A 24,899-nucleotide genomic window follows, 5' to 3' on the forward strand; every position below is an offset into this window, starting at 1 on the left:
GATCGGGGCACCGCGCCCGATCGCCCAGAGCAAGGAGCAGCCCGCATGGCAACCAACAACAAAGGCATCATCGACCCGCCGATCGACGAACTTCTGTCGCGTGTCGAGTCGAAGTACGCCCTCGTGATCTTCGCCTCCAAGCGGGCCCGCCAGATCAACGACTACTACGCCGACCTGCACGAGGGAAGCCTCTTCGATAACGTCGGTCCGCTGGTCGACTCCTCCGTCGACGACAAGCCGCTCTCCGTCGCGCTGCACGAGATCAACGAGGACAAGCTCGTCGTGAAGCCGATCGCCGCCGAGTAGGCAGCGAACACGCAGCAGCCGAACACGCAGCAGTAGAGCCGCAGACGACCGCAGCCGGGCACACCCCGGCCGAGGAGAGGTGCCGCCGTTGAGCCCACGATTGACCATCGTCGTCGGAGTGACCGGCGGCATCGCCGCGTATAAGGCCGTCGGAGTCATCCGGGCCCTCGTGCTCGAAGGTCACTCGGTGCACGTGGTCGCCACCGAGGCGGCACTGCGTTTCGTGGGACGCCCGACCCTGGAGGCGATCAGCCGCAACCCGGTCGCGACCGACCTCTACGAGGGAGTCGCCGAGGTGCGGCATGTGGCGATCGGCCAGTCCGCCGACCTCATCGTCATCGCACCCGCAACGGCGAACACGATCGCGAAGCTCGCCGCCGGCATCGCCGACGACCTGCTCGGGAACACGGTCCTCGCATCCACCGCGCCGCTGGTGATCGCGCCGGCCATGCACACCGAGATGTGGCGCAACGCCGCAACGGTGGCGAACATCGCGACGCTGCGCAGCCGTGGCGTCACGGTGATCGGGCCGGCGAGCGGGCAACTGACCGGGGCCGACTCGGGGCCGGGCCGGATGGAGGAGTCCGAGGTCATCGTGCGTGCGGCGCTCCGTGCCGCCGGAGCGTCTCCCCGTGCCGTCGAGGCACCTGCGCCGGCCGCGCTGCCGGCTGCATCCGGTTCCGCCGGATCCGCGGCCAACGATGTGGTCGTGCTCTCCGAGCGGCGCCGCGCCAACGAGGCGGCGCGCCGTCCGCGCGGTGGGATCGACCTCACCGGCAAGCGCGTCGTCGTCACGGCAGGAGGCACGCGCGAGCCGCTCGACCCCGTCCGCTTCCTCGGGAACCGTTCCAGCGGCCGCCAGGGTGTGGCCATCGCCAGCGCCGCGCAGGCTCGCGGCGCCGATGTGGTGCTCATCGCCGCGCACCTCGAGGTGGAACCGCCCGAGGGCGTCGAACTGATCGAGGTGCAGACCGCGCTGGAGCTGCAGGAGGCGGTCGAGGAGGCTGCGCGCGCAGCGGACATCGTGGTGATGACCGCGGCGGTCGCCGACTACCGTCCGGCCGAGATGCGCGACGCCAAGATCAAGAAGTCCGAGCAGGGCGACACCCTGACGCTGGAGCTGGTCGCCAATCCCGACATACTCGCCGGGCTCGCCGCCCGGAAGCGCGACGGCCAGGTCGTCGTCGGCTTCGCTGCGGAGACGGAGCCGGACCCGCAGGCGCTCATGGAGCTGGGCCGCACCAAGCTGGAGAAGAAGGGCAGCGACTTCCTCGTCCTCAATCAGGTCGGCTGGTCGCAGGGCTTCGCAACGGAGAGCAACGAGGTCGTCGTCCTGCGAAAGGGCGGCGATATAGTGATGGAGGCCTCGGGCAGCAAGCTGTCGGTGGCCGACCGTATCCTCGACGTCATCGCATAACAGACGCGCGCGCCGCAACGATCCGGTCGCGTCCTGAAGCCCCGTCGACCAGGGAGAACCATGGCAGATCTGCGCCTCTTCACGTCCGAGTCCGTCACCGAAGGGCACCCGGACAAGATCTGCGACCAGATCTCCGACAGCATCCTCGACGCGCTCCTCACCGTCGACCCGCACAGCCGCGCTGCGGTCGAGACGCTGGTCACGACCGGCCTGGTGCATGTCGCCGGTGAGGTCACCTCCGACGGGTACGTCGAGATCCCGGCGCTCGTGCGCAGCAAGCTGGTCGAGATCGGCTACGACTCGTCCGACGTCAGCTTCGACGGCACCCAGTGCGGCGTCTCCGTGTCGATCGGAGCCCAGTCGCCCGACATCGCGCAGGGTGTCGACAACGCGCTCGAGACGCGCGCCGAGCAGAGCCATGACGACCTCGACCGCCAGGGCGCCGGTGACCAGGGCATCATGTTCGGGTACGCGACCACCGAGACGCCGCAGTACATGCCGCTGCCGATCTGGCTCGCGCACCGGCTGGCCGAGCGCCTCGCCGAGGTGCGCAAGGACGGCACGCTCGACTACCTCCGGCCGGACGGCAAGACCCAGGTCACCATCGGCTACGAGGGCGCCGTCCCGAAGTCGGTGCAGACCGTCGTGCTGTCGACGCAGCACGCTCCGCAGGTCTCCAACGAGCAGCTGCAGGCGGAGATCGTGGAAGAGATCATCAACCCGGTGCTTCACGGCGCCGGGCTGGAGACGTCGCACATCCGCACGCTCATCAACCCGACCGGGCGGTTCGAGATCGGCGGCCCCAAGGGCGACGCCGGGCTGACCGGCCGCAAGATCATCGTCGACACCTACGGCGGGGCCTCCCGGCACGGCGGCGGCGCCTTCTCGGGCAAGGACCCGTCGAAGGTCGACCGCTCGGCCGCGTACGCGATGCGCTGGGTGGCGAAGAACGCGGTCGCCGCGGGCCTCGCCGACCGGCTCGAAGTCCAGATCGCATACGCGATCGGCAAGGCCGCGCCGGTCGGCCTCTACGTCGAGACGTTCGGCACCGCGAAGGTCCCGGAGCAGCGCATCATCGCCGCCATCCGCGACGTGTTCGACCTGCGCCCGGCCGCCATCATCCGCGACCTCGACCTGCTGCGGCCGATCTACGCGCGGACCGCGACCTATGGTCACTTCGGACGCGAACTCCCCGAGTTCACCTGGGAGCGCCTCGATCGCGTCGACGACCTGCGCTCGGCCGCGGGGATCTAGCGGTGGCGGCGGCCGCACGGGTCGCCCGGGTGGTCATCGACTCGCCGCTCCCTCAGCTCGACCACCTCTTCGACTACGCCATCCCGGAGGAGCTGGCCGCTGAGGCGGTGCCCGGCGTGCGCGTCCGGGTCCCGCTGCGCTCGGCGGGCCGCGTCGCCGACGGCTACCTGGTGGAGGTCGGCGAGCCGGACGGCGGGTTCGAGGGCACGCTGAGCCCGCTGGAGGCCGTGGTGTCGCCCGCGCGCGTGCTGACCCCCGGCGTCTGGCGTCTCGCGCGGCGCCTGGCGGACCGCAGCGCGGGTACCGCCAGCGACATCCTGCGCCTCGCGGTGCCCGGCCGCATGGTGCGCGTCGAGAAGGCGTGGCTCGCCGCGGCGGCGTCGAGTCGTGAGTCGACGTCGGAATCCGCGCCGAGTGGCGACCAGATGTCGCAACTCGCGGGTTCGACCGCGTCGGTGGCGGTCCCTCCCTCGCCGGAGGCCGACGCGAGTCGTGAGTCGGTGTCGGAATCCGCGCCGAGTGGTGACACGATGTCGCAACTCGCGGGGGCTGGGGCGGGGCCCGGGGCCCGAGGCGGGGCGGCGGTCCGCGGGTACGGGGAGCGCGTCGTGGAGGACGCGGTGGCCCGGAACGAGCGGATCGCGCTGCGCGCCATCCCGCGGCTGGTCCCGCTGCCCGACGGGACCTGGGTGGGAGAGTGGGCGGTCACCCTCGCGGCGCTGGCCGCCAACTGCTGGCGGGGCGGCCGCACTGCCATCGTCGCGGTTCCCGACCACCGCGACCTGGAGCAGCTCGGCGCGGCCCTCGCCGCGATCGCGCCGGCCGAGGCGGTGGTCCGCGCCGACGCAGGGCAGACCAACCCGGACCGGTACCGCGGATTGCTGGAGGCGCTGTCCGGTCCGCGCATCGTCATCGGCAACCGATCCGTCGTGTACGCGCCCGCCGAGCGACTGGGCCTGCTCGTGGTGTGGGAGGACAGCGATCCGCTGCACGCCGAGCCGCTCAGCCCGTACGTCCACACCCGCGATGCAGCCCTCGTCCGTCAGGAGCTGGAGGGTTGCGCGCTCGTGCTGAGCGGCAACATCCGGAGCGTGGAGGCGCAGCGCCTCGTCGAGCTCGGCTGGCTGCGCGACATCGGGCCAGAGCGAGCGCTCACCGCCAAGGTCGTGCTCACCGCGAACCAGCAGGCGCAGGAGCCCATGGCCCGCGCCGCGCGCATCCCCTCGACGGCCTGGCGGGCGGCCCGGGAGGCGCTGAACGGCGACAGCGGACGGCCGCGCGGCCCGGTGCTCGTGCAGGTCGCCCGCCCCGGTTACGCGCCAGTGATCGCCTGCGCGAAGTGCGGCCAGGCGGCGCGGTGCACGTACTGCAAGGGCCCGTTGCACCAGACCCGCGCCGGGGCGCCGCCGTCGTGCACGGTGTGCGGGCGACTGGCGACCGGATGGCAGTGCGAGCACTGCGAGCACCGCACCTTCCGCATGGTGACGGTCGGCTCCGGCCGCACGGCGGAGGAGCTGGGTCGCGCCTTCCCGGGCACCCGCGTGATCCTCGCCGACGGCGACCACCCGGTCCAGCGCGTCAGTGCGGCCCCCGCGCTCGTCGTGGCGACCCGCGGCGCCGAGCCGATCGCCGAGGGCGGCTACCAGGCCGTGCTGCTCCTCGACGGCGAGCGGATGCTGGCGCGGGAGAGCCTGCACGTCGCCGAGGACTGCCTGCGGTGGTGGCAGAGCGCCGCCGCGCTCGCGGCCCCCGCCGCGCCGACCCTGCTGGTCGGGGTCTCCGGGCCGCTCGCGCGGGACTTCGCCACCGGGCGGCTGGTGGAGTTCGCCCACGAGGAGCTCGCCGACCGTCGCGAGCTGCGCTTCCCACCCGCCGTCCGGCTGGCGTCGGTGACGGGTACCGAGGCGACGGTGACCGAGGTGCTGGAGGCGGTGGATGCCTCCCTCCTGATCGATGTGCTCGGCCCCGCGCCGGTGGAGGACGATCGTGCCGCCGCGCGCTCGGGCCCGGACCTGGTGCGGGCGGTGCTGCGCTTCGAGTACGCGCACGGGGCCGACGTCGCGGCCGAGGTCCGCGCCGCTGTCGTCAAGAACGCGACCCGCCGCCGCCGCGCCCCGGCGGGCAAGTCCGGGTACCGGCCGGCGCCGACCCTGCGCGTCCGCTTCGACGACCCCGAGATCCTCTGACCATCCATGGGACGCAACACGCCGTTCCGGTCGCGCCGAAACGGCGTGTTGCGCCCCATGGATGCGGCGGCAGCCGCGCGGAGTAGGGTGGATGGTCGTCCCAACCGAAAGAACCTTTCCCATGCGCATCGTCTTCGCCGGCACGCCGGCCGTCGCCATCCGGTCGCTGGAGGCCGTCGCCGCCCGGCACGAGGTGGTTGCCGTCATCACCCGTGAGGATGCGCCTCTCGGCCGCAAGCGCGTGCTCACGCCGTCCCCGGTCGCCGAGGCCGCCGACCGTTTCGGCCTTCCGGTGATCAAGGCGAACCGTCTGGGTGACGACGTGACCGAGCGCATCCGTGCGGTGGCGCCCGACCTCGGGGTGGTCGTCGCGTACGGCGGCCTGGTGCGCGAGCCGCTCCTCTCGCTGCCGCGCTCGGGATGGATCAACCTGCACTTCTCGCTGCTCCCGCGCTGGCGCGGCGCGGCCCCCGTGCAGCACGCAGTGATCGCGGGCGACGCGGAGACCGGCGCCGCCGTGTTCCAGCTCGTGCCCGAGCTCGACGCGGGCGACGTCTACGCCGAGCTGCGGCGTCCGATCGGTGCGGACGAGACCGCCGGTGAACTGCTGGACGCCCTCTCGGTCGACGGCGCCGCGCTGCTGGCCGACACCGTGGACGCGCTGGCCGCCGGGACGGCGGTCGCCAGGGCGCAAGCCGGTGACGTGACCCTCGCACCCAAGCTGTCGATCGACGATGCCCGTCTCGACCTCACGCAACCCGCCGACCGCGCGTACGCCCGCCTGCGCGGCGTCACCCCGGAGCCGGGCGCGTTCGTCCTGCTCGGCGGTGAGCGGTTCAAGATCCACGTCGCACGACGCACCGTGAACGAAAGCGCGCTTGATCCGGGGGCGGTGGAGGCGCGCGACGGCCGCATCCTGGTCGGCACAGGCACGGCGCCCCTCGAGCTGGTGACCGTCCAGCCGTCCGGCAAGCGCGCCATGCCCGCCGCCGACTGGCTGCGCGGCGCCGCACAGGCAGCGGGCGACGCCGGGGTGGTGTTCTCGTGAGCGCCCCCCGTCGCAGCCCGTCCGGACGGCCGGGGCACCAGAACCGGCCGCCGCAGACCCCCGTGCAGCCCGCGCGTCGGGTGGCGCTGGACGTCGTCCAGGCCGTCCGGGAGTCGGACGCCTACGCCAACCTGCTGCTGCCGACCCGCATCGCGCGCGCCGCGCTGTCCCCGGCCGACGCCGCCCTCGCCACAGAGCTGACCTACGGCACGCTCCGGATGCAGGGCTACTACGACCGCGTCATCGCGGTCGCGGCGGGCCGTCCGGTCGACAAGATCGACCCGCCGCTTCTCGACGTGCTCCGTCTGGGTGCCCACCAGCTCCTGTCGACGCGTGTCGCCGCCCATGCGGCCGTGAACGAGTCCGTCGGCCTCGCGCGCACGGTCGGCAGCCGCTCGGGAACCGGTTTCGTCAACGGCGTGCTCCGGGAGATCGGCCGTCACACGCCGGAGGAGTGGCGGGAGGAAGTCGCCGGCCGTGCGAAAAACGAAGACGATCGACTCGCCGCCCTGTACTCGCATCCCGTGTGGGTGATCCGTGCCTTCCGCCGGTCGCTGGAGGCGGAGGGCCGTGCCGATGAGCTCGAAGCCCTGCTGGAGGCGGACAACGCCGCGCCGCGCGTCAACCTGGTCGCCCTGCCGGGCCTCGTCGACGAGCCCGAGGACTCGCGTCCGGACCGGTTCTCGCCTCCCGGCTTCACGGTCGGCGGGGGAGACCCGCACGGTCTGGTGGAGGAGTCGGGCGGCCGCATCCGGGTGCAGGACGAGGGGTCCCAGCTGGCCGCGCTGGCGCTGACCCGCGCGCGGCCGGTCGTCCCGGGGGAGCGCTGGCTGGACCTCTGCGCCGGCCCGGGCGGCAAGGCGGCCCTGCTCGCCGCCGAGGCCCTCGCCGGCGGTGCGACCCTGGTCGCCAACGAGCTGATCCCGGCGCGGGCCGAACTGGTGCGCCGCGCCCTCGCACCCGTACCGCTCGATGTGCCCGTCTGGGAGCTGGACGGCCTGCTGGTCGGTGACGAGCATCCCGAGGGCTTCGACCGGATCCTGCTGGACGCGCCGTGCACCGGCCTCGGAGCGTTGCGCCGCCGGCCCGAGGCGCGCTGGCGCAAGACGCCGCGCGACGTCAGCGAACTGACGACGCTGCAGGCCGGGCTCCTCGACTCCGCGGTCGCCGCGCTGAAGCCCGGTGGACTGCTCGCCTACGTCACCTGTTCGCCGCACGTCGCCGAGAGCCGCGGGATCGTGGCGGATGCGCTGGAGCGGCACGCGGGCGTGCTGGAGCAGGAGGAGACCGCCACGGTCGTCCAGGGGTTCGCGGCCGAGCGCCTCGACCTGGGCGGCGACCCGGCGACGGTCCAGCTGTGGCCGCACCGGCACCTCACCGATGCCATGTTCATCGCGCTGCTCCGCAAGCGGTCCGAATAGGCTGGGAGCATGGCACCCTCCGACGACCGCATCGACCCCCGTGTCCGCATCAATCCGAGCATCCTGGCGGCCGACTTCGCCAACATGCAGAGCGAGCTGCAGCGGATCGCGACCGCCGACCTGGTGCACGTGGACGTCATGGACAACCATTTCGTCCCCAACCTGACGTTCGGGCCGCAGATGGTGGGCCGCATCCAGGATGTGAGTCCCGTGCCACTGGATGTGCACCTGATGATCGACGACCCGGACCGCTGGGCGCTCGCCTACGCCGAGCTGGGCGCGTATTCGGTCACCTTCCACGCCGAGGCGGCCCACGACCCGATCTCGCTGGCGCGCCGCCTGCGGGCGATCGGGGCGCGTGCCGGAATCGCCGTGAAGCCCGGCACATCCGTCGAGCCCTTCCTGGAGCTGCTGGAGGAGTTCGACCAGGTGCTGGTGATGACGGTGGAGCCTGGTTTCGGCGGCCAGTCCTTCATGCCGGAGACGATGCCCAAGCTGCAGGCGCTGCGGCAGGCGGTCGAGGCGCGCGGCCTCGATGTCTGGCTGCAGGTGGATGGCGGGGTCACCGAGGAGACCATCGTGACGGCGGCGACCGCCGGCGCTGACACCTTCGTCGCCGGCTCCGCCGTCTTCCGCGGCGAGCCCGCCGACCGCATCGCGTCGCTGCGCGACGCCGCCCTCGCCCACGCCCACTGACCCCCCTCCCACCCCGCCTGTCGGCTTTGAGGTCCCGTAAGGCGCGATTCGGGGCAAATGTCGGCGGGTCGGCGGGGCGCTACGCTAGGACGGTGAAAACCTTCGACGACCTCTTCGCCGAACTCGACGAGAAGGCTCGCACCCGCCCGGAGGGTTCCGGCACGGTGCGCGAGCTCGACGCCGGCGTGCACACCATCGGCAAGAAGATCGTCGAGGAGGCCGCGGAGGTCTGGATGGCCGCCGAGTACGAGTCCGACGAGGCGCTGGCCGAGGAGGCCTCCCAGCTGCTCTACCACCTGCAGGTCCTGCTGCTGGCGAAGGGCCTGACCCCGGCCGACGTGTACCGACATCTGTGATGGCCCCAGCTTTGTCACGATAAGCAGGCGCATCCGTTTGTCCGATCACACGAAAGACTCCCCATGCTGAAGATCGCTGTCCCCAACAAGGGCTCCCTCTCCGAGACTGCGGCGCAGATGCTGCACGAGGCCGGTTATGTCGGCCGCCGTGACCCCAAAGAGCTGATCGTCACCGATGCCCGTAACGGCGTCGAGTTCTTCTACCTGCGCCCGCGCGACATCGCGACCTACGTCGGTTCCGGCGCGCTCGATGTCGGAATCACCGGGCGCGACCTGCTGCTGGACTCCGGCTCGCCTGCCGCCGAGATCGAGGGGCTCGACTTCGCGGCGTCCACCTTCCGGTTCGCCGGCCCGGCCGGTGTCTTCACCGAGCTCGCCGACCTGGAGGGCAAGCGGGTCGCCACCAGCTACCCGGGCCTGGTCGGGGCGTTCCTCGGCGAGCAGGGCGTCAGCACGTCGCTGATCAAGCTCGACGGCGCGGTGGAGTCGGCCGTGCGGCTGGGCGTCGCGGATGCGGTGGCCGATGTGGTCGAGACCGGCTCCACCCTTCGCAAGCAGGGTCTGGAGATCTTCGGTCCGGTGATCCTGGAGTCGGAGGCCGTGCTGGCCTCCTCGCCGACACCCGCCGCCGGTATCGACACGCTGGTGCGCCGCCTGCAGGGCGTCATGGTGGCACGCCAGTACGTGCTCATCGACTACAACCTGCCGGTGGCGCTGCTCGAGAAGGCCGTCGCGCTCACTCCCGGCGTGGAATCGCCGACCGTGTCGCCGCTGGGCGAGCCGGACTGGGTCGCCGTTCGCGTGATGATCAGGCGCGAGCAGACCAACCACATCATGGACGACCTGTACGAGCTGGGCGCGCGCGCCATCCTGGTCACCTCCATCCACGCGGCGCGGATCTGATGAGCGTCGCCGTCCGGGTGATCCCCTGCCTCGACGTGGCTGCCGGCCGGGTCGTCAAGGGCGTCAACTTCCAGAAGCTGCGCGACCAGGGCGACCCGGTCGAGCTCGCCGCGCGGTACTTCGAGCAGGGCGCCGACGAGCTGACCTTCCTCGATGTGACGGCCACCGTCGACGACCGCGCGACCACGTACGAGGTGGTCCGGGCGACCGCCGAGCAGGTGTTCATCCCGCTCACCGTCGGCGGCGGGGTGCGCAGTCCGGAGGATGTCGCGAAGCTCCTGGGTCACGGCGCGGACAAGGTGGGCGTCAACTCCGCCGCCATCGCGCGACCGGAGCTGATCGCCGAGATCGCCGGCCGCTTCGGCGCCCAGGTGCTGGTGCTGTCGCTGGACGTGAAACGCTCGGCCGCGACGCCGTCCGGCTTCGTGGTGACCACGCACGGCGGCCGCACCGAGACCGAGCTGGACGCCCTGGAGTGGGCGGCTCGTGCCATCGAACTCGGCGCGGGGGAGCTGCTGGTCAACTCCATCGATGCCGACGGCACGAAGGAGGGGTTCGACCTGGAGCTGATCCGGGCGATGCGCGCGTTGAGCAGCGTGCCTGTGATCGCCTCCGGCGGTGCCGGCCGGGTGCAGGATTTCGTGCCGGCGATCCAGGCGGGCGCGGACGCCGTGCTCGCCGCGAGCGTGTTCCACCAGGGTGAGCTCACGATCGACCAGGTGAAGGACGAACTGGCCGCGGCCGGGATGGAGGTCCGCCGATGAACGCCTCGATGAACGAGACGTCGACCGACGCCGTGCTGGAGCGCATCCGCTTCACCGATGCCGGACTGGTGCCCGCCATCATCCAGCAGTGGGACACCCGCGAGGTGCTCATGATGGGGTGGATGGACGCGGAGGCGTTCCGCCGGACCATGAGCGAGGGCCGGGTCACGTTCTGGTCCCGCTCGCGCAAGGAGTACTGGCGGAAGGGCGACACCTCCGGTCACGTGCAGTACGTGAAGGGGGCCGCGCTCGACTGCGACGGCGACACGCTGCTGGTGACGGTGGATCAGGTGGGCGCGGCATGCCACACGGGCACGCGCACCTGCTTCGACGCGGATGTGCTGGAGCCGGCCGTCGGCGCCAGCCCCGACATCGAGGCGGCCGACCTGTGACCGTGGGCGCCTCGGGGATCGGCACGGCGACCGCGACGACGACCCGCGCGGACTTCGACGCTCTGGTGGCCGATCACCGCGTGGTCCCCGTGATCCGGGAGCTTTTCGCCGACGGCGAGACGCCGGTCGGCATCTACCGCAAGCTCGCCGCCGGACGGCCGGGCACGTTCCTGCTGGAGTCGGCCGAGCAGGGCGGCATCTGGGGGCGCTTCTCGTTCGTCGGCGCCGCATCCTTCGGCGTCCTCACCCAGGTGGGCGACGACGTGCGCTGGCTCGACTACGGCCTCCCGGCGGAGCGCGCGCTCGGCACGGCAGCCTCCCTCCGCCCGTTGGAGGCTCTCGCCGCCTTGCACGCGCGCTGGGAGACGCCGCGCATCCCCGGCCTCCCGCCGCTGACCGGCGGTCTCGTCGGCTTCATCGGCTGGGAGGCGATCCGCCAGATCGAACGGCTGCCGGACGCGCCGCCCGTCGAGGTGGACGTACCCGGGCAGGCGCTCGCCTTCGTCTCCGACCTCGTCGTGCTCGACCACCGCTCGGGCACCGTGAAGCTGATCGCCAACGCACTGGCAGACGGAACAGACAGCGCCGATGAGCTGTGGGCGGATGCGCAGCAGCGCCTCGATCGCATGCAGAGCGAGCTGGCGCAGCCGTCCGAGGCGTGGCTCGAGGAGGTCGACCTCGCGACGCCCGCCGAGCCGGTGTCGCGCACGCAGCGCGAGGACTTCCTCGCTTCGGTGGTCACTGCGAAGCAGCGGATCGTCGACGGCGACATCTTCCAGGTCGTCATCTCGCAGCGCTTCGAGCTGGAGTGCACGGCGCCTGCCGTCGATGTCTACCGCGTGCTGCGCACGCTCAACCCGAGCCCGTACATGTACCTGCTCTCGCTCGAGAAGCCGGGCGGCGAGCCGTACCAGATCGTCGGGTCGTCACCCGAAGCCCTGGTGAAGGTGCAGGAGGGACGCGCGTTCACGCATCCCATCGCCGGTTCACGCCCGCGCGGCGCCACCCCCGAGGAGGACCTCGAGCTGGAGGCGTCGCTGCTCGCCGACGACAAGGAGCGCGCCGAGCACCTCATGCTCGTCGACCTCGCCCGCAACGACCTGCTCAAGGTGTGCGAGGCCGGAACCGTTGAGGTGACGGAGTTCATGCGCATCGAGCGGTTCAGCCACATCATGCACATCGTCTCGTCGGTCGAGGGCGACCTGCGGCCGCAGGCGACGGCGATCGACGCGTTCCGGGCGACCTTCCCGGCCGGCACGCTGTCCGGCGCCCCGAAGCCGATGGCGCTGCGGATCATCGACGAGCTGGAGCCCGCGCAGCGTGGCGTCTACGGGGGCGTGATCGGCTACTTCGACTTCGCGGGGGATGCGGACCTCGCGATCGCGATCCGGACCGCCACGATCATGGACGGCGTCGCGCGGGTCCAGGCGGGCGGGGGACTGGTGGCCGACTCGGTGCCGGAGAGCGAGTTCCAGGAGTCGCAGAACAAGGCGGCCGCGCCGCTGCGCGCGGTGGCCGTCGCGAACGCCATGAGGCGGGTCTCCGATGCCCGCTGATCAGGCTGCTGGCCGCCGCGCCAAGTACCTCACGATGCTGCTCCTCGTGGTGGGGAGCGGTCTCGCACTGCTGGCCGCGACGCAGCCCTGGTTCACCATCCGGCTGACCGACACGGCGAACCATTCCAGCTCGGTGACCGTCGCGGGCTCGGTCGCTGCGCCCGCCCTGACGGCACTCGCCCTGGCCGGATTGGCGCTCACCGCTGCGCTGGCCATCGCCGGTCCGGTGTTCCGGATCGTCCTCGCCCTGCTCGGGGTACTGCTCGGTGTCTCCGTGTTGATCTCGGCGATCACCGCGGTGTCGGATGCCGTGCGGGCGTCGGCGTCCGCGATCACCTCCGCGACGGGCGTGGCCGGGGATGCGTCCATCCGGCACCTCGTGCACTCGGTCGAGACGGAGTTCTGGCCCTGGCTCGCGATGGTCGCCGGCGCGCTGATCATCGTCGCCGCGGCGGCCGTCGTCGTCTTCTCGCGGCTCTGGCCCGGTCCGTCGCGCAAGTACCAGACCCGGTTCGCCGGCGAGGATGGCCGCCCGGCCGAGGAGGTCGTCGCCGAGGCCGCCGACGGCGGCGCGACACCGTCATCCGACACGCTCGACGGCGCATCGGAAGAGCCGTCGACGCTCGACCGCGACGCCGCGATCGACAGCTGGGACGAGCTGACACGGGGCGACGACCCGACGCGGTGAGCCACTAGACTGTTTTCCGTTCCATCCCCGTGCGGGCCGTCCGGCCCGCACCCGACGTGCAGGAGTCCCATGAGCAGCGAGTCAGTCGAGCCAGGTCACGGTCACTCGCCGGCGGCGTGGACGGCCGTGATCATCATGCTGGTCGCGTTCACGATCGGCGCGGTCGCCTTCTTCTACGACGCCCCGCTCATCGTCTGGGCGGCAGCGGGACTCGCGATCATCGGGCTCATCGTCGGCGGCATCATGAAGCGCGTGGGCTACGGAGTGGGCGGCTCCAAGTACACCCCGAAGGGCCACTGATCCGTGCTCGCCGACCTCGTCGCCGGCGCACGGGAAGACGCTGACCGGCGGCGCACCGATCGCCCGCTCGCCCAGGTGGAGGCGGACGCCCTCGCGCGCCCAGCGGCACTGGATGCGCTGGCGGCCCTCGCACCGGCCGAGCGCGTCAAGGTCATCGCCGAGGTGAAGCGCGCCAGCCCGTCCCGCGGGGCCCTCGCCGCCATCCCGGACGCGGCCGCTCTCGCCGTCTCCTATGAGACCGGAGGCGCCAGCGCCATCAGCGTGCTGACCGAGGAGCGCCGGTTCCACGGCTCGCTGGCCGACCTGGAAGCCGTGCGTGACGCCGTGTCCATCCCGGTGCTGCGCAAGGAGTTCGTGACCGACCCGTACCAGGTGTTCGAGGCCCGCGCCGCGGGCGCCGACCTGGTGCTGCTGATCGTCGCGGCACTCGACCAGCCGCGCCTGGTGGAGTTGCACGAGCTGATCACGCAGCTCGGCATGACCTCCCTGGTGGAGGCGCACTCGGCCGAGGAGCTGAGCCGCGCGCTCGACACCGGCGCCGGCCTCGTGGGTGTGAACGCCCGCGACCTCACAACGTTCGAGCTGGATCGGGACCTGTTCGGCCGCCTGGCCGAACGCATCCCGTCCGGCGTCATCCGCGTGGCGGAGTCTGCCGTGAAGTCGGCCGACGACGTCGCGCACTACCGGGCTGCGGGCGCCGATGTCGTGCTCGTCGGCGAGGCGCTCGTGACGAGCGACCCCGTCGCGACGCTCGGAGAATTCCTGGGAGTCTGATGTCCCTCCGCACTGAGCAGGGTCCGTATTTCGGCGACTTCGGCGGGCGGTTCGTCCCCGAGTCGCTGGTCGCAGCGCTCGACGAGCTGTCCGCGGCGTGGGAGGAGGCGAAGGCAGACCCCGCATTCCATGCCGAGCTGGACGAGCTGCACCGCAGCTACACCGGCCGTCCGTCGATCATCACGGAGGTGCCGCGCTTCGCAGAACATGCGGGGGGCGCGCGCATCATCCTGAAGCGTGAAGACCTGAACCACACCGGCTCGCACAAGATCAACAACGTGCTGGGGCAGGCCATCCTCACCAAGCGCATCGGCAAGACCCGGGTGATCGCCGAGACCGGCGCGGGCCAGCACGGCGTCGCGACCGCGACGGCTGCGGCCCTCTTCGGCCTGGAGTGCACCATCTACATGGGCGAGGTCGACACAGAGCGCCAGGCGCTCAATGTGGCCCGCATGCGCCTCCTCGGCGCCGAGGTCGTCGCCGTCAAGACCGGCTCGCGCACGCTCAAGGACGCCATCAACGATGCGATGCGCGACTGGGTGACGAACGTCGAGCACACCAACTACATCTTCGGCACCGTGGCCGGGCCGCATCCCTTCCCGGCGATGGTCCGCGACCTGCAGAAGATCATCGGCGAAGAAGCGCGCGAGCAGGTCCTCGCGCTGACCGGTCGCCTCCCCGACGCGGTCGTCGCCTGCGTGGGCGGCGGCTCGAACGCGATGGGCATCTTCCACGCGTTCCTGGATGACGAGGATGTGCGCCTGGTCGGCTACGAGGCGGGCGGCGAAGGCGCGGACACCCCGCGGCACGCGGCCACGATCACGAAAGGCCGGCCCGGGGTGCTGCACGGTGCGCGCTCGATGCTGCTGCAGGACGAGGACGGCCAGACCATCGAATCCCACTCGATCTCGGCGGGCCTCGACTACCCGGGCGTCGGTCCGGAGCACGCCTGGCTGGCGAAGATCGGCCGCGCCGAATACCGTCCGGTGTCGGATGCGGACGCCATGGACGCCCTGAGCCTGCTGAGCCGCACCGAGGGCATCATCCCGGCCATCGAGTCGGCGCACGCCCTCGCCGGCGCGCTGGTCCTCGGCCGCGAGCTCGGGCCGGAGGCCACCATCCTGGTGAACCTCAGCGGCCGCGGCGACAAAGACATGGAGACCGCCGGCCGCTACTTCGACCTGCTCGACCCCGACGCGGTGCAGTCGTGAACGCGGTCGTCGAGAGCCGTGTCGCCGACACGATCGCTCGCCGCAACGCCGAGGCGGCAGGAGCCCTGATCGGGTACCTGCCTGCCGGGTTCCCGGACCTGCGGACGAGCGTGGATGCTGCTGTCGCCCTCGCGGAGAACGGCGTCGACGTCATCGAGCTCGGCCTCCCGTACTCCGACCCGGTGATGGACGGCACCGTCATCCAGGCGGCGACGCAGCAGGCCCTGAGCGCGGGCTTCCGCCTGCGCGACGGCTTCACGGCCGTCCGCGAGATCACCACCCGGGTCGACATCCCTGTCCTGGTGATGACGTACTGGAACCCGGTGCTGCAGTACGGCGTCGACCGTTTCGCCGACGACCTCGTCGAGGCCGGGGGAGCGGGCCTCATCACGCCCGACCTGATCCCGGACGAGGGCGCCGACTGGCTCGCGGCGTCCGACCGTGCCGGGCTCGACCGTGTGTTCCTCGCCGCCCCCAGCTCCACCGACGTGCGCCTCAAGCAGACTGTCGACCTGAGCCGCGGCTTCGTCTACGCCGTCTCGACCATGGGCATCACCGGCGCCAGGACCGACGTGGATGCTGCCGCGCGTACACTCGTCGGCCGCCTCCGCGAGGCGGGCGCCACGAGCGCCTGCGTCGGGCTGGGGATCTCCTCCGGAGCGCAGGTGGCAGAGGTCCTGGAGTACGCGGACGGTGCGATCGTCGGCTCGGCGCTGGTCAAGGCGCTGGGCGACGGCGGCGTCGCCGAGGCCGGCCGGGTGGCCGCGTCCCTGGCACGCGGCACGATCCGCCCCTGACCGCGTCCTAAACTAATGTGGCGCGCGACGCGTTTGCGCCGCATCCCAACCTGATCGAAAGAGAGTCCTCGGGTGACCCTGACCATGAGCAGCTGGTACGCCAGCATTCCCAGCCCCGGGCCGGAGTGGCAGCAGATCCCGATCGATATCTTCGGTTTGCACTGGCGCATACAGACGTACGCGATCATGATCCTGATCGGGATCGTCATCGCCGCGATGTGGACATCGCGCCGCCTGACGAAGCGCGGCGCCGAGCCGGGCGTGGTGCTCGACATTCTAATCCCGGTCGTCGTCCTCGGTATCATCGGCGCGCGGCTCTACCACGTGTTCACCCACCCGGCCGACTACTTCTACCCGGGCGCCGACCCGTGGAAGGTCTTCGCCATCTGGGAGGGCGGCAACGCCATCTTCGGTTCGCTGATCGGCGGCGCCGTCGGCGCCTGGATCGGCTGCCGCTGGACCGGCATCCGCTTCTGGACGTTCGCGGACGCGCTGGCTCCGGCGCTGCTCTTCGCCCAGGCGGTCGGCCGTCTCGGCAACTGGTTCAACCAGGAGCTGTTCGGCCTCCCGACCGACCTGCCCTGGGGCCTCCAGATCGACTCGAGCAACAAAGCCATCCCGGTGGGCCTGCCCGACGGCACCCTCTTCCAGCCGCTCTTCCTCTACGAGATCATCTGGAACCTCATCGGCGTGGCCCTCCTGGTCTTCCTCGGGCGCAAGTTCACGCTGCAGTGGGGGAGGCTCTTCGCCCTGTACCTGGTCTGGTACGGCGTCGGCCGCTCCTACCTGGAGTCCATCCGCATCGACCCGAGCGAGTTCTCGTTCCTCGGTATCCCGTCCAACGTCTGGGCGGCATTCGTCGCCATCGTGCTCGGCCTGATCATCTTCTCCGTGCAGACGTCCCGGCACCCCGGACTCGAGCCGAGCCCGTACCGTCCGGGTCGTGAATGGGTCGGGCCGGATGCTGAGGTAGACTCTGACGACACGGACCTGGAGGATGAGGACACCGCCGATGCAGACGGTGTGCCTGCCGGGTCCGCTTCGGCCAAGGCCACAAGCCCCACGAACGGATGATTCCCGACGGCCTGAAGTAAGAACCGTCGAGGCGATCCCACGCACCTGACCGCACGAAAAGCCTGGCCGTACCCGGTCCAGGCTGCGCGGCGGAAACCTCCCAGCATCGGGCCGAAGGCGTCCCCGCACCCAGCATCCCCACATCCACGACACTGTGAGGACGGTCGACAGATGGCGCTCACGCCTCCCCATTCCCGCTTCGGGACCGTGCCAGGCCCACAGGGCCTGTACGACCCTGCCCACGAGAAGGACGCCTGTGGCCTCGCCATGGTCGCGACGCTCCGCGGCACCGCCGGGCACGACATCATCGACGCCGCCCTCGAGGCGCTGCGTCACCTGGAGCACCGCGGCGCGGTCGGCTCCGACGCGGGCACCGGCGACGGTGCGGGCATCATCACCCAGGTCCCTGACGCGTTCCTGCGCGCCGTCGCCGGGTTCGAGCTCCCGCCGGCCGGGCGGTACGCGGTCGGCAACGCCTTCCTGCCGAGCAGCGAGGAGGAGCGGGCCGAGATCAAGTTTGCGCTCGAGTCCATCGCGGGCGACCACGAGCTGAGCGTCCTCGGCTGGCGACCGGTGCCGGTGCGTCCGGAGGAGCTGGGAACCCTGGCGCGCCAGGCGATGCCCGTCGTCGAGCAGCTCTTCGTCGCGTCGACGCGTGTCGGCGACGACGGTGAGCCGGCCTCCGGGATCGCCATCGACCGGCAGACGTTCTTCCTGCGCAAGCGCGCCGAGCGCGAGCTCGACCTGTACTTCTCGTCGCTCTCGAGCCGCACGATCGTCTACAAGGGCATGGTCACGACGCTCCAGCTGGAGCCGTTCTACCCGGACCTCTCCGACGAGCGCTTCGCGTCGAAGCTGGCGCTGGTGCACTCGCGGTACTCGACCAACACGTTCCCGTCCTGGCCGCTCGCGCAGCCGTTCCGCATGATCGCCCACAACGGCGAGATCAATACGGTGCAGGGCAACCGCAACTGGATGCGCGCCCGCCAGTCCCAGCTGGAGAGCGAACTCCTCGGCGACCTGAGCCCGATCCTGCCCGTGGTGACCCCCGGCGCCTCCGACTCCGCCTCGTTCGACGAGGTCGTCGAGCTCATCTCGCTGAGCGGGCGCCCGCTGCCGCACGCCGTCATGATGATGGTGCCGGAGGCCTGGGAGAACCAGACCGAGATCGACCCCGTCCGCCGCGCGTTCTACGAGTACCACTCGATGCTCATGGAGCCGTGGGACGGCCCCGCCGCGATCGTGTTCACCGACGGCTCGCTGGTCGGCGCCACGCTCGACCGCAACGGCCTGCGCCCCGGACGCTACGTAGTGACCAACGACGGCCTCGTCGTCCTGGCGTCCGAGATCGGCGTGCTCGACATCGACCCGAGCCGCGTCGTCCGCAAGGGCCGCCTCCGCCCCGGCCGCATGTTCTTGGTCGACACAGTCGCCGGGCGGCTGATCGAGGACGAGGAGATCAAGTCCGAGCTCGCGTCCGCCGCGCCCTACGGCGAGTGGCTGGATGAGGGCAGGATCAACCTGAAGGACCTCCCGGAGCGCGAGCACATCGTCCACACCCCGGCGTCGATCGTGCGCCGCCAGCGGACGTTCGGTTACACCGAAGAAGAAGTCCGCATCCTCCTGAAGCCGATGGCGACCACCGGCGCCGAGCCGCTCGGCGCGATGGGGTCGGACACACCGGTCGCGGTGCTCTCCGAGCGCCCGCGCCTGCTGTTCGACTACTTCACCCAACAGTTCGCGCAGGTCACCAACCCGCCGCTCGACTCCATCCGCGAAGAGGTCGTCACCTCGCTCAAGCTCGGTCTCGGTCCGGAGCGCAACCTCCTCGACGCCGGCCCGGAGCACGCGAAGCAGGTCGTGCTCGACTTCCCGGTGATCGACAACGACGAGCTGGCGAAGATCCAGCACATCGACCCGAGGATCGGCAGCACGCTGACCACCACCGTGCGGGGCCTGTACCGGTCCGACGCGGGGCCGGATGCGCTCGAGCGCCGGCTGGCCGAGATGTGCGACGAGGTCGACGAGGCCATCGCCGCCGGCGCCCAGTTCATCGTGCTCAGCGACCGCGACTCCACGAAAGACCTTGCGCCCATCCCGTCGCTGCTGATGCTGGCCGCGGTGCACCACCACCTGATCCGCTCGGAGACCCGCATGAAGGCCGGTCTCATCGTCGAGGCCGGTGACGTGCGCGAGGTGCACCACGTCGCACTGCTGATCGGCTACGGCGCGTCGGCGATCAACCCGTACCTGGCGATGGAGACCTGCGAGGAGCTCGTCCGCAGCGGGATGATCACCGGCGTCACGCCGGAGAAGGCGGTCAAGAACGTCATCAAGGCGCTCGGCAAGGGCGTGCTGAAGATCATGTCCAAGATGGGCATCTCGACGGTCTCGTCCTACGCCGGAGCACAGGCGTTCGAGGCGGTCGGGCTCAGCCAGGAGTTCGTCGACCAGTACTTCACCGGCACCACGAGCAAGCTCGGCGGGGTCGGGATCGACGTGATCGCGGCCGAGAACCTCGCCCGCCACGAGAGCGCCTACCCCTCCGAGGGCGCAGCCCTGGCGCACGAGCGCCTGGCGACCGGTGGCGAGTACCAGTGGCGTCGCGACGGATCGCCGCACCTCTTCAACCCGGAGACGGTGTTCCGGCTGCAGCACGCCACGCGCACCCGTCGGTACGACGTGTTCCGCGAGTACACGAAGCTGATCGACGACCAGTCCGAGTCGCTGATGACCCTGCGCGGAATGTTCACGCTCAAGGAGGGCCAGCGTCCGCCTGTGCCGATCGACGAGGTCGAGTCCGTCTCGTCCATCGTGAAGCGGTTCTCGACGGGCGCGATGAGCTACGGATCCATCTCGAAGGAGGCGCACGAGACCCTCGCGATCGCCATGAACCGGCTCGGCGCGAAGTCGAACACCGGTGAGGGCGGCGAAGACCTCGACCGCCTGCTCGACCCGGAGCGCCGCAGCGCGATCAAGCAGGTCGCGTCCGGCCGGTTCGGCGTCACGTCGATGTACCTGACGCACGCCGACGACATCCAGATCAAGCTCGCCCAGGGCGCGAAGCCCGGCGAGGGCGGCCAGCTGCCGCCGACCAAGGTGTACCCGTGGGTCGCGCGCACCCGGCACGCGACCGCCGGAGTCGGCCTGATCTCACCGCCCCCGCACCACGACATCTACTCGATCGAAGACCTCAAGCAGCTCATCTTCGACCTGAAGCGCGCCAACCCGGGCGCCCGCATCCACGTCAAGCTGGTCTCCGAGTCGGGCATCGGCGCGGTCGCCGCCGGCACGGCGAAGGCGCTGGCCGACGTCATCCTGGTCTCCGGCCACGACGGCGGAACGGGTGCCTCCCCGGTGAACTCGCTGAAGCACGCGGGCACGCCGTGGGAGCTCGGCCTTGCCGAGACGCAGCAGACCCTGATGCTGAACGGGATGCGCGAGCGCGTCGTCGTGCAGGTCGACGGGCAGCTGAAGACCGGCCGCGACGTCATCGTCGGTGCGCTGCTCGGAGCCGAGGAGTTCGGCTTCGCCACGGCGCCGCTGGTGGTCTCCGGCTGCGTCATGATGCGCGTCTGCCACCTCGACACCTGCCCGGTCGGCGTCGCGACCCAGAACCCGGAGTTGCGGGCGCGGTTCGCCGGCAAGCCGGAGTTCGTGGTCAACTTCTTCGAGTTCATCGCCGAGGAGGTGCGCGAGTACCTCGCGGCGCTCGGCTTCCGGACACTCGACGAGGCGATCGGCCACGCCGAGCTGCTGGATGTGGACAGCGCGATCGACCACTGGAAGGCGTCCGGGCTCGACCTTGCGCCCATCCTGCACGGTCCGGCGTTCGGCCCGGAGGCACCGCGTCGCAACGGCCGGAAGCAGGACCACGAGCTGGAGCAGCACTTCGACGTCCAGCTGATCGAGGCTGCGCAGGAGGTCCTGGCGGCCGGTGGGCACCTGGAGCTCAGCCTCCCGATCCGCAACACCGAGCGCGCCGTCGGCACCATGCTGGGGCACGAGGTGACCCTCCGCCACGGCCAGAACGGCCTCCCGGCCGGCTCGATCGACATCACGCTGACCGGTTCCGCCGGCCAGTCGCTCGGTGCGTTCCTGCCGTCCGGAATCACGCTGCGGCTGGAGGGCGACTCCAACGACTACGTCGGCAAGGGTCTCTCCGGCGGGCAGATCGTCGTCAAGCCGCCGCGAGACAGCGTCTTCGCCGCCGAGCGGAACGTGATCGCGGGCAACGTGATCGGGTACGGCGCGACGCAGGGCAGCATGTTCATCCGCGGCATCGTGGGGGAGCGCTTCCTGGTCCGCAACTCGGGCGCAACCGCCGTCGTGGAGGGCGTGGGCGACCACGCGCTCGAGTACATGACCGGCGGACTGGCCGTGATCCTGGGCGGCACCGGCCGCAACCTGGGCGCAGGAATGTCCGGCGGCACGGCGTACGTGTACGACCTGAAGCGCGAGCGCGTGAACCGGGAGTCCCTTGCCACCGGCGAGCTGGAGCTGCTGCCGCTCGGCAGCGCCGACATCGAGATCGTCCGCGACCTGCTGGAGCAGCACGCGGCCGAGACCGGGTCGGGGCTCGCGAAGCGGATGCTGGAGGACTTCGACGCGACCGTCGCGAAGTTCGTGAAGGTACTGCCCCGCGACTACGCGGCAGTGCAGCAGATGCGCCAGGAGGCCGTCGACGAGGGCCTCGACCCCGACGGCGATATCGTGTGGAACCGAATCTTGGAGGTGACCGGTGGCTGACCCTAAAGGCTTTCTGAAGACGACCGAGCGGGAGCTGCCGAAGCGCCGACCCGTTTCCGTCCGCCTGATGGACTGGAAAGAGGTCTACGAGGCGGGCGACCCCGCGCAGCTGCGCCGGCAGGCAGGCCGCTGCATGGACTGCGGCATCCCGTTCTGCCACTCCGGCTGCCCGCTAGGCAACCTCATCCCGGAGTGGAACGACCTGATGTGGCGCGGGGAGGGACGCCAGGCGATCGACCGCCTGCACGCGACCAACAACTTCCCGGAGTTCACCGGACGCCTGTGCCCGGCCCCGTGCGAGTCGTCGTGCGTGCTCGGCATCAACCAGCCCGCGGTCACCATCAAGCAGGTCGAGGTCTCGATCATCGACCAGGCCTGGCAGAACGGCTGGGTGCAGCCGCACCCGCCGGAGCGCCTCACTGGCAAGACGGTCGCCGTCGTCGGCTCCGGGCCTGCAGGCCTCGCCGCGGCGCAGCAGCTCACCCGCGCCGGTCACACGGTCGCGGTGTACGAGCGCGACGACCGGATCGGCGGCCTGCTGCGCTACGGCATCCCCGACTTCAAGATGGAGAAGAAGCACCTCGAGGCGCGACTCAACCAGATGATGGCCGAGGGCACCCGCTTCCGCGCGGGCGTCAACATCGGCGTCGACATCAGCTGGGACGACCTGCGCGCCCGCTACGACGCGGTCGTCGTCGCGACCGGTGCTCTGGTGCCGCGCGACCTGCCCATCCCGGGCCGCGAGCTCGCCGGAGTGCACTTCGCGATGGAGTACCTCGTGCAGCAGAACAAGGCGGGCGCTGGCGACCAGGTCGCCGCGCAGATCACCGCCGACGGCAAGCACGTCGTCGTGCTCGGGGGCGGCGACACCGGCGCGGACTGCATCGGGACCGCGCACCGTCAGGGCGCCGCGAGCGTCACCAACCTCGCCATCGGCAAGCAGCCGCCGGAGGAGCGTCCCGGACACCAGCCCTGGCCGATGACCCCGACGCTGTTCGAGGTGTCCACCGCGCACGAGGAGGGCGGACGGCGCGAGTTCCTGGCGTCGACCGTCGAGTTCCTCGCGAACGAGTTCGGTGAGGTCCGCGCCCTGCGCGTGGCCGAGACCGAGTACCTCGACGGGCGCCGCGTTCCGAAGGCCGGAACCGAGCGAGAGATCCCAGCCGACCTGGTGCTCCTTGCGCTCGGTTTCACGGGTCCTGAGCAGCAGGACATCTCCGCGCAGCTGGGTCTGCCGTTCGACGAGCGCGGCAACGTCGCGCGCGACGGCGAGTACCAGACGGCCCACGAGGGCGTGTTCGTCGCCGGCGACGCCGGCCGCGGCCAGTCCCTCATCGTCTGGGCCATCGCGGAGGGCCGGGCAGCGGCGGCCGCTGTTGACCGGTATCTTGAAGGGGAGACGCAGTTGCCGTCTCCGATCCGTCCCACCGACCGCGGCATCCTCGTCTGAACGAGGCAATGCCCGCACGACCGGGCGCCCACCACGACAAAACGCGCCGTCGGCGCAGAATCACGGAGCGAACAGAAGTATGAGAAGGGCGAAAATCGTCGCGACCCTCGGGCCGGCGACTTCCAGCTACGACAACATCCGCGCGATCATCGACGCGGGTGTGGACGTGGCGCGGATGAATCTCAGCCACGGCAGCTACGAGGTGCACGAGGGGGTCTACGCCAACGTGCGCAAGGCCGCCGACGACGCCGGAAAGCCGGTCGCCGTTCTCGTCGACCTCCAGGGCCCCAAGATCCGTCTCGGCAAGTTCGAGGCAGGTCCCTACGAGCTCGCCGAAGGCGACATCTTCAAGATCACCACCGAAGACATCATCGGCACGAAGGAGATCTCCTCGACGACGTTCAAGGGCCTCCCGCAGGACGTCAAGGCGGGCGACTACCTGCTGATCGACGACGGCAAGGTGCGCGTCCGCGTCGTCGAGGTGGAGGGCCAGGTCGTCACCACCGAGGTCATCGTCGCGGGTCCGGTGTCCAACAACAAGGGCATCAACCTCCCGGGCGTGGCCGTCAACGTGCCGGCTCTCTCCGACAAGGACGAGGCGGACCTCCGCTGGGGCCTGAAGCTCGGCGCCGACCTGATCGCGCTGTCGTTCGTCCGGAACGCCGCCGACATCGAGCGCGTGCACGAGATCATGGCGGAGGAGGGCCGCAAGGTCCCGGTCGTCGCCAAGATCGAGAAGCCCCAGGCCGTCGATGCTCTGGAGGAGATCATCGAGGCGTTCGACGCCATCATGGTCGCCCGCGGCGACCTCGGCGTCGAGCTGCCGCTGGAGGCGGTTCCGATCGTGCAGAAGCGCGCCGTCGAGCTGGCTCGTCGTGCGGCGAAGCCGGTCATCGTGGCGACGCAGATGCTCGAGTCGATGATCTCCAGCCCGGTGCCGACCCGCGCCGAGACCTCGGACGTCGCGAACGCCGTCCTCGACGGTGCGGACGCGGTCATGCTCTCGGGTGAGACCAGCGTCGGCGAGTACCCGACCGTCACGGTGCAGACCATGGCCAAGATCGTCACCTCCACCGAGGAGCACGGTCTGGAGCGCATCCTGCCGCTCGGAACGCGCCCGCGCACCCAGTCCGGTGCGATCACGCTGGCCGCCGTCGAGGTCGCCGACTTCGTCGAGGCCAAGTTCCTCTGCGTGTTCACCGAGTCCGGCGAGTCAGCACGACGCATGGCGCGCATTCGCAGCAGGATCCCGATCCTGGCCTTCACGCCGGAGGAGTCGGTCCGTCGCCGCATGTCGCTGTTCTGGGGCGTCGAGTCGTTCGTCGTCGGCCGCGTCACCCACACCGACCAGATGGTCGCGCAGGTGGATGAGGCCCTCAAGTCCACCGGCCGTGCCGTCGACGGGGACAAGGTGATCATCATCTCCGGTTCCCCTCCAGGGATCCCCGGAACCACCAACGACATCCGCGTGCACAAGGTCGGCGACGTCCTCTAGCACCGGCCGGAAAAGGCCCCGCTTCGTGCGGGGCCTTTTTCGTCGGTCGGTCTCCTGGCCGC

At 70.8% G+C, this 24,899-nt stretch carries 21 protein-coding genes; all 21 read left to right on the top strand.

The window, feature by feature from the left end; genetic code table 11:
- Nucleotides 1-45: 45 nt before the first annotated feature.
- The 21 genes from rpoZ to pyk all read left to right on the top strand — a co-directional run bounded on the left by rpoZ (nt 46) and on the right by pyk (nt 24,837).
- Nucleotides 46-306, top strand: coding sequence for a DNA-directed RNA polymerase subunit omega (rpoZ, locus tag AB4079_RS05015; protein WP_431221387.1), 261 nt, complete (start codon nt 46-48; stop codon nt 304-306).
- A gap of 100 nt (nt 307-406) precedes the next feature.
- Complete coding sequence (locus AB4079_RS05020) at nt 407-1,723, top strand: bifunctional phosphopantothenoylcysteine decarboxylase/phosphopantothenate synthase (protein WP_441786265.1); 1,317 nt, start codon at nt 407-409, stop codon at nt 1,721-1,723.
- A 60-nt stretch (nt 1,724-1,783) separates the two neighbouring features.
- Entirely contained in the window at nt 1,784-2,977 is a 1,194-nt protein-coding gene (metK, locus tag AB4079_RS05025; RefSeq protein WP_441786187.1) for a methionine adenosyltransferase, read from the top strand.
- 2 nt (nt 2,978-2,979) lie between these two features.
- Nucleotides 2,980-5,163 (top strand): primosomal protein N', encoded by a 2,184-nt coding sequence (locus AB4079_RS05030; protein ID WP_441786188.1) that lies wholly within the window; start codon nt 2,980-2,982, stop codon nt 5,161-5,163.
- Between the two features lie 121 nt (nt 5,164-5,284).
- Complete coding sequence (fmt, locus tag AB4079_RS05035; protein ID WP_441786189.1) at nt 5,285-6,211, top strand: methionyl-tRNA formyltransferase; 927 nt, start codon at nt 5,285-5,287, stop codon at nt 6,209-6,211.
- A complete protein-coding gene (locus AB4079_RS05040) occupies nt 6,208-7,632 on the top strand; it encodes an RsmB/NOP family class I SAM-dependent RNA methyltransferase (RefSeq protein ID WP_441786190.1) in 1,425 nt (474 codons plus the stop codon). Before fmt ends, AB4079_RS05040 begins: the two co-directional genes overlap by 4 nt.
- A gap of 9 nt (nt 7,633-7,641) precedes the next feature.
- On the top strand, nt 7,642-8,328 hold the full coding sequence (gene rpe, locus AB4079_RS05045) for a ribulose-phosphate 3-epimerase (protein ID WP_441786191.1): 687 nt from the start codon (nt 7,642-7,644) through the stop codon (nt 8,326-8,328).
- Nucleotides 8,329-8,420: 92 nt separating this feature from the next.
- Complete coding sequence (locus AB4079_RS05050) at nt 8,421-8,684, top strand: phosphoribosyl-ATP diphosphatase (RefSeq protein ID WP_441786192.1); 264 nt, start codon at nt 8,421-8,423, stop codon at nt 8,682-8,684.
- Between the two features lie 63 nt (nt 8,685-8,747).
- Complete coding sequence (gene hisG, locus AB4079_RS05055) at nt 8,748-9,587, top strand: ATP phosphoribosyltransferase (RefSeq protein WP_441786193.1); 840 nt, start codon at nt 8,748-8,750, stop codon at nt 9,585-9,587.
- Nucleotides 9,587-10,351 carry an imidazole glycerol phosphate synthase subunit HisF gene (gene hisF, locus AB4079_RS05060; RefSeq protein WP_441786194.1) on the top strand — a complete coding sequence of 255 codons (765 nt, stop codon included), beginning with the start codon at nt 9,587-9,589 and terminating at the stop codon, nt 10,349-10,351. Before hisG ends, hisF begins: the two co-directional genes overlap by 1 nt.
- Nucleotides 10,352-10,359: 8 nt before the next feature.
- Nucleotides 10,360-10,743: a phosphoribosyl-AMP cyclohydrolase gene (gene hisI, locus AB4079_RS05065; protein WP_441786266.1), complete on the top strand. Its 384-nt coding sequence runs from the start codon at nt 10,360-10,362 to the stop codon at nt 10,741-10,743.
- Nucleotides 10,740-12,299, top strand: coding sequence for an anthranilate synthase component I (locus AB4079_RS05070; protein ID WP_441786195.1), 1,560 nt, complete (start codon nt 10,740-10,742; stop codon nt 12,297-12,299). Before hisI ends, AB4079_RS05070 begins: the two co-directional genes overlap by 4 nt.
- Entirely contained in the window at nt 12,289-12,987 is a 699-nt protein-coding gene (locus AB4079_RS05075) for a Trp biosynthesis-associated membrane protein (protein ID WP_441786196.1), read from the top strand. Before AB4079_RS05070 ends, AB4079_RS05075 begins: the two co-directional genes overlap by 11 nt.
- A 69-nt stretch (nt 12,988-13,056) precedes the next feature.
- The gene (locus AB4079_RS05080) at nt 13,057-13,287 is read left to right on the top strand and encodes a DUF6704 family protein (protein WP_441786197.1); all 231 of its coding nucleotides are present in this window, start codon (nt 13,057-13,059) and stop codon (nt 13,285-13,287) included.
- A gap of 3 nt (nt 13,288-13,290) precedes the next feature.
- Entirely contained in the window at nt 13,291-14,061 is a 771-nt protein-coding gene (gene trpC / locus AB4079_RS05085; protein WP_441786198.1) for an indole-3-glycerol phosphate synthase TrpC, read from the top strand.
- Complete coding sequence (trpB, locus tag AB4079_RS05090; RefSeq protein WP_441786199.1) at nt 14,061-15,272, top strand: tryptophan synthase subunit beta; 1,212 nt, start codon at nt 14,061-14,063, stop codon at nt 15,270-15,272. The genes trpC and trpB overlap by 1 nt, the downstream gene beginning before the upstream one ends.
- Nucleotides 15,269-16,069, top strand: a complete 801-nt coding sequence (trpA, locus tag AB4079_RS05095) for a tryptophan synthase subunit alpha (RefSeq protein ID WP_441786200.1) — start codon at nt 15,269-15,271, stop codon at nt 16,067-16,069. The genes trpB and trpA overlap by 4 nt, the downstream gene beginning before the upstream one ends.
- A gap of 84 nt (nt 16,070-16,153) precedes the next feature.
- The gene (gene lgt / locus AB4079_RS05100) at nt 16,154-17,143 is read left to right on the top strand and encodes a prolipoprotein diacylglyceryl transferase (RefSeq protein ID WP_441786267.1); all 990 of its coding nucleotides are present in this window, start codon (nt 16,154-16,156) and stop codon (nt 17,141-17,143) included.
- 171 nt (nt 17,144-17,314) lie between these two features.
- Nucleotides 17,315-21,892, top strand: coding sequence for a glutamate synthase large subunit (gltB, locus tag AB4079_RS05105; RefSeq protein WP_441786201.1), 4,578 nt, complete (start codon nt 17,315-17,317; stop codon nt 21,890-21,892).
- Nucleotides 21,885-23,342: a glutamate synthase subunit beta gene (locus AB4079_RS05110; protein ID WP_441786202.1), complete on the top strand. Its 1,458-nt coding sequence runs from the start codon at nt 21,885-21,887 to the stop codon at nt 23,340-23,342. Before gltB ends, AB4079_RS05110 begins: the two co-directional genes overlap by 8 nt.
- A 79-nt stretch (nt 23,343-23,421) precedes the next feature.
- Nucleotides 23,422-24,837, top strand: coding sequence for a pyruvate kinase (gene pyk, locus AB4079_RS05115; RefSeq protein ID WP_441786203.1), 1,416 nt, complete (start codon nt 23,422-23,424; stop codon nt 24,835-24,837).
- The last annotated feature ends 62 nt before the right edge of the window (nt 24,838-24,899 follow it).

Origin of the sequence: Leifsonia sp. 2MCAF36 (assembly GCF_052115525.1) — a bacterium.
Taxonomy (GTDB): domain Bacteria; phylum Actinomycetota; class Actinomycetes; order Actinomycetales; family Microbacteriaceae; genus Leifsonia.

What these genes read in the sequence shown, in the direction of transcription:
- rpoZ (WP_431221387.1), top strand. Translation starts at nt 46, where the DNA reads ATGGCAACCAACAACAAAGGCATCATCGACCCGCCGATCGACGAACTT.
- metK (WP_441786187.1), top strand. Translation starts at nt 1,784, where the DNA reads ATGGCAGATCTGCGCCTCTTCACGTCCGAGTCCGTCACCGAAGGGCAC.
- fmt (WP_441786189.1), top strand. Translation starts at nt 5,285, where the DNA reads ATGCGCATCGTCTTCGCCGGCACGCCGGCCGTCGCCATCCGGTCGCTG.
- rpe (WP_441786191.1), top strand. Translation starts at nt 7,642, where the DNA reads ATGGCACCCTCCGACGACCGCATCGACCCCCGTGTCCGCATCAATCCG.
- hisG (WP_441786193.1), top strand. Translation starts at nt 8,748, where the DNA reads ATGCTGAAGATCGCTGTCCCCAACAAGGGCTCCCTCTCCGAGACTGCG.
- hisF (WP_441786194.1), top strand. Translation starts at nt 9,587, where the DNA reads ATGAGCGTCGCCGTCCGGGTGATCCCCTGCCTCGACGTGGCTGCCGGC.
- hisI (WP_441786266.1), top strand. Translation starts at nt 10,360, where the DNA reads ATGAACGAGACGTCGACCGACGCCGTGCTGGAGCGCATCCGCTTCACC.
- AB4079_RS05075 (WP_441786196.1), top strand. Translation starts at nt 12,289, where the DNA reads ATGCCCGCTGATCAGGCTGCTGGCCGCCGCGCCAAGTACCTCACGATG.
- AB4079_RS05080 (WP_441786197.1), top strand. Translation starts at nt 13,057, where the DNA reads ATGAGCAGCGAGTCAGTCGAGCCAGGTCACGGTCACTCGCCGGCGGCG.
- trpB (WP_441786199.1), top strand. Translation starts at nt 14,061, where the DNA reads ATGTCCCTCCGCACTGAGCAGGGTCCGTATTTCGGCGACTTCGGCGGG.
- lgt (WP_441786267.1), top strand. Translation starts at nt 16,154, where the DNA reads ATGAGCAGCTGGTACGCCAGCATTCCCAGCCCCGGGCCGGAGTGGCAG.
- gltB (WP_441786201.1), top strand. Translation starts at nt 17,315, where the DNA reads ATGGCGCTCACGCCTCCCCATTCCCGCTTCGGGACCGTGCCAGGCCCA.
- pyk (WP_441786203.1), top strand. Translation starts at nt 23,422, where the DNA reads ATGAGAAGGGCGAAAATCGTCGCGACCCTCGGGCCGGCGACTTCCAGC.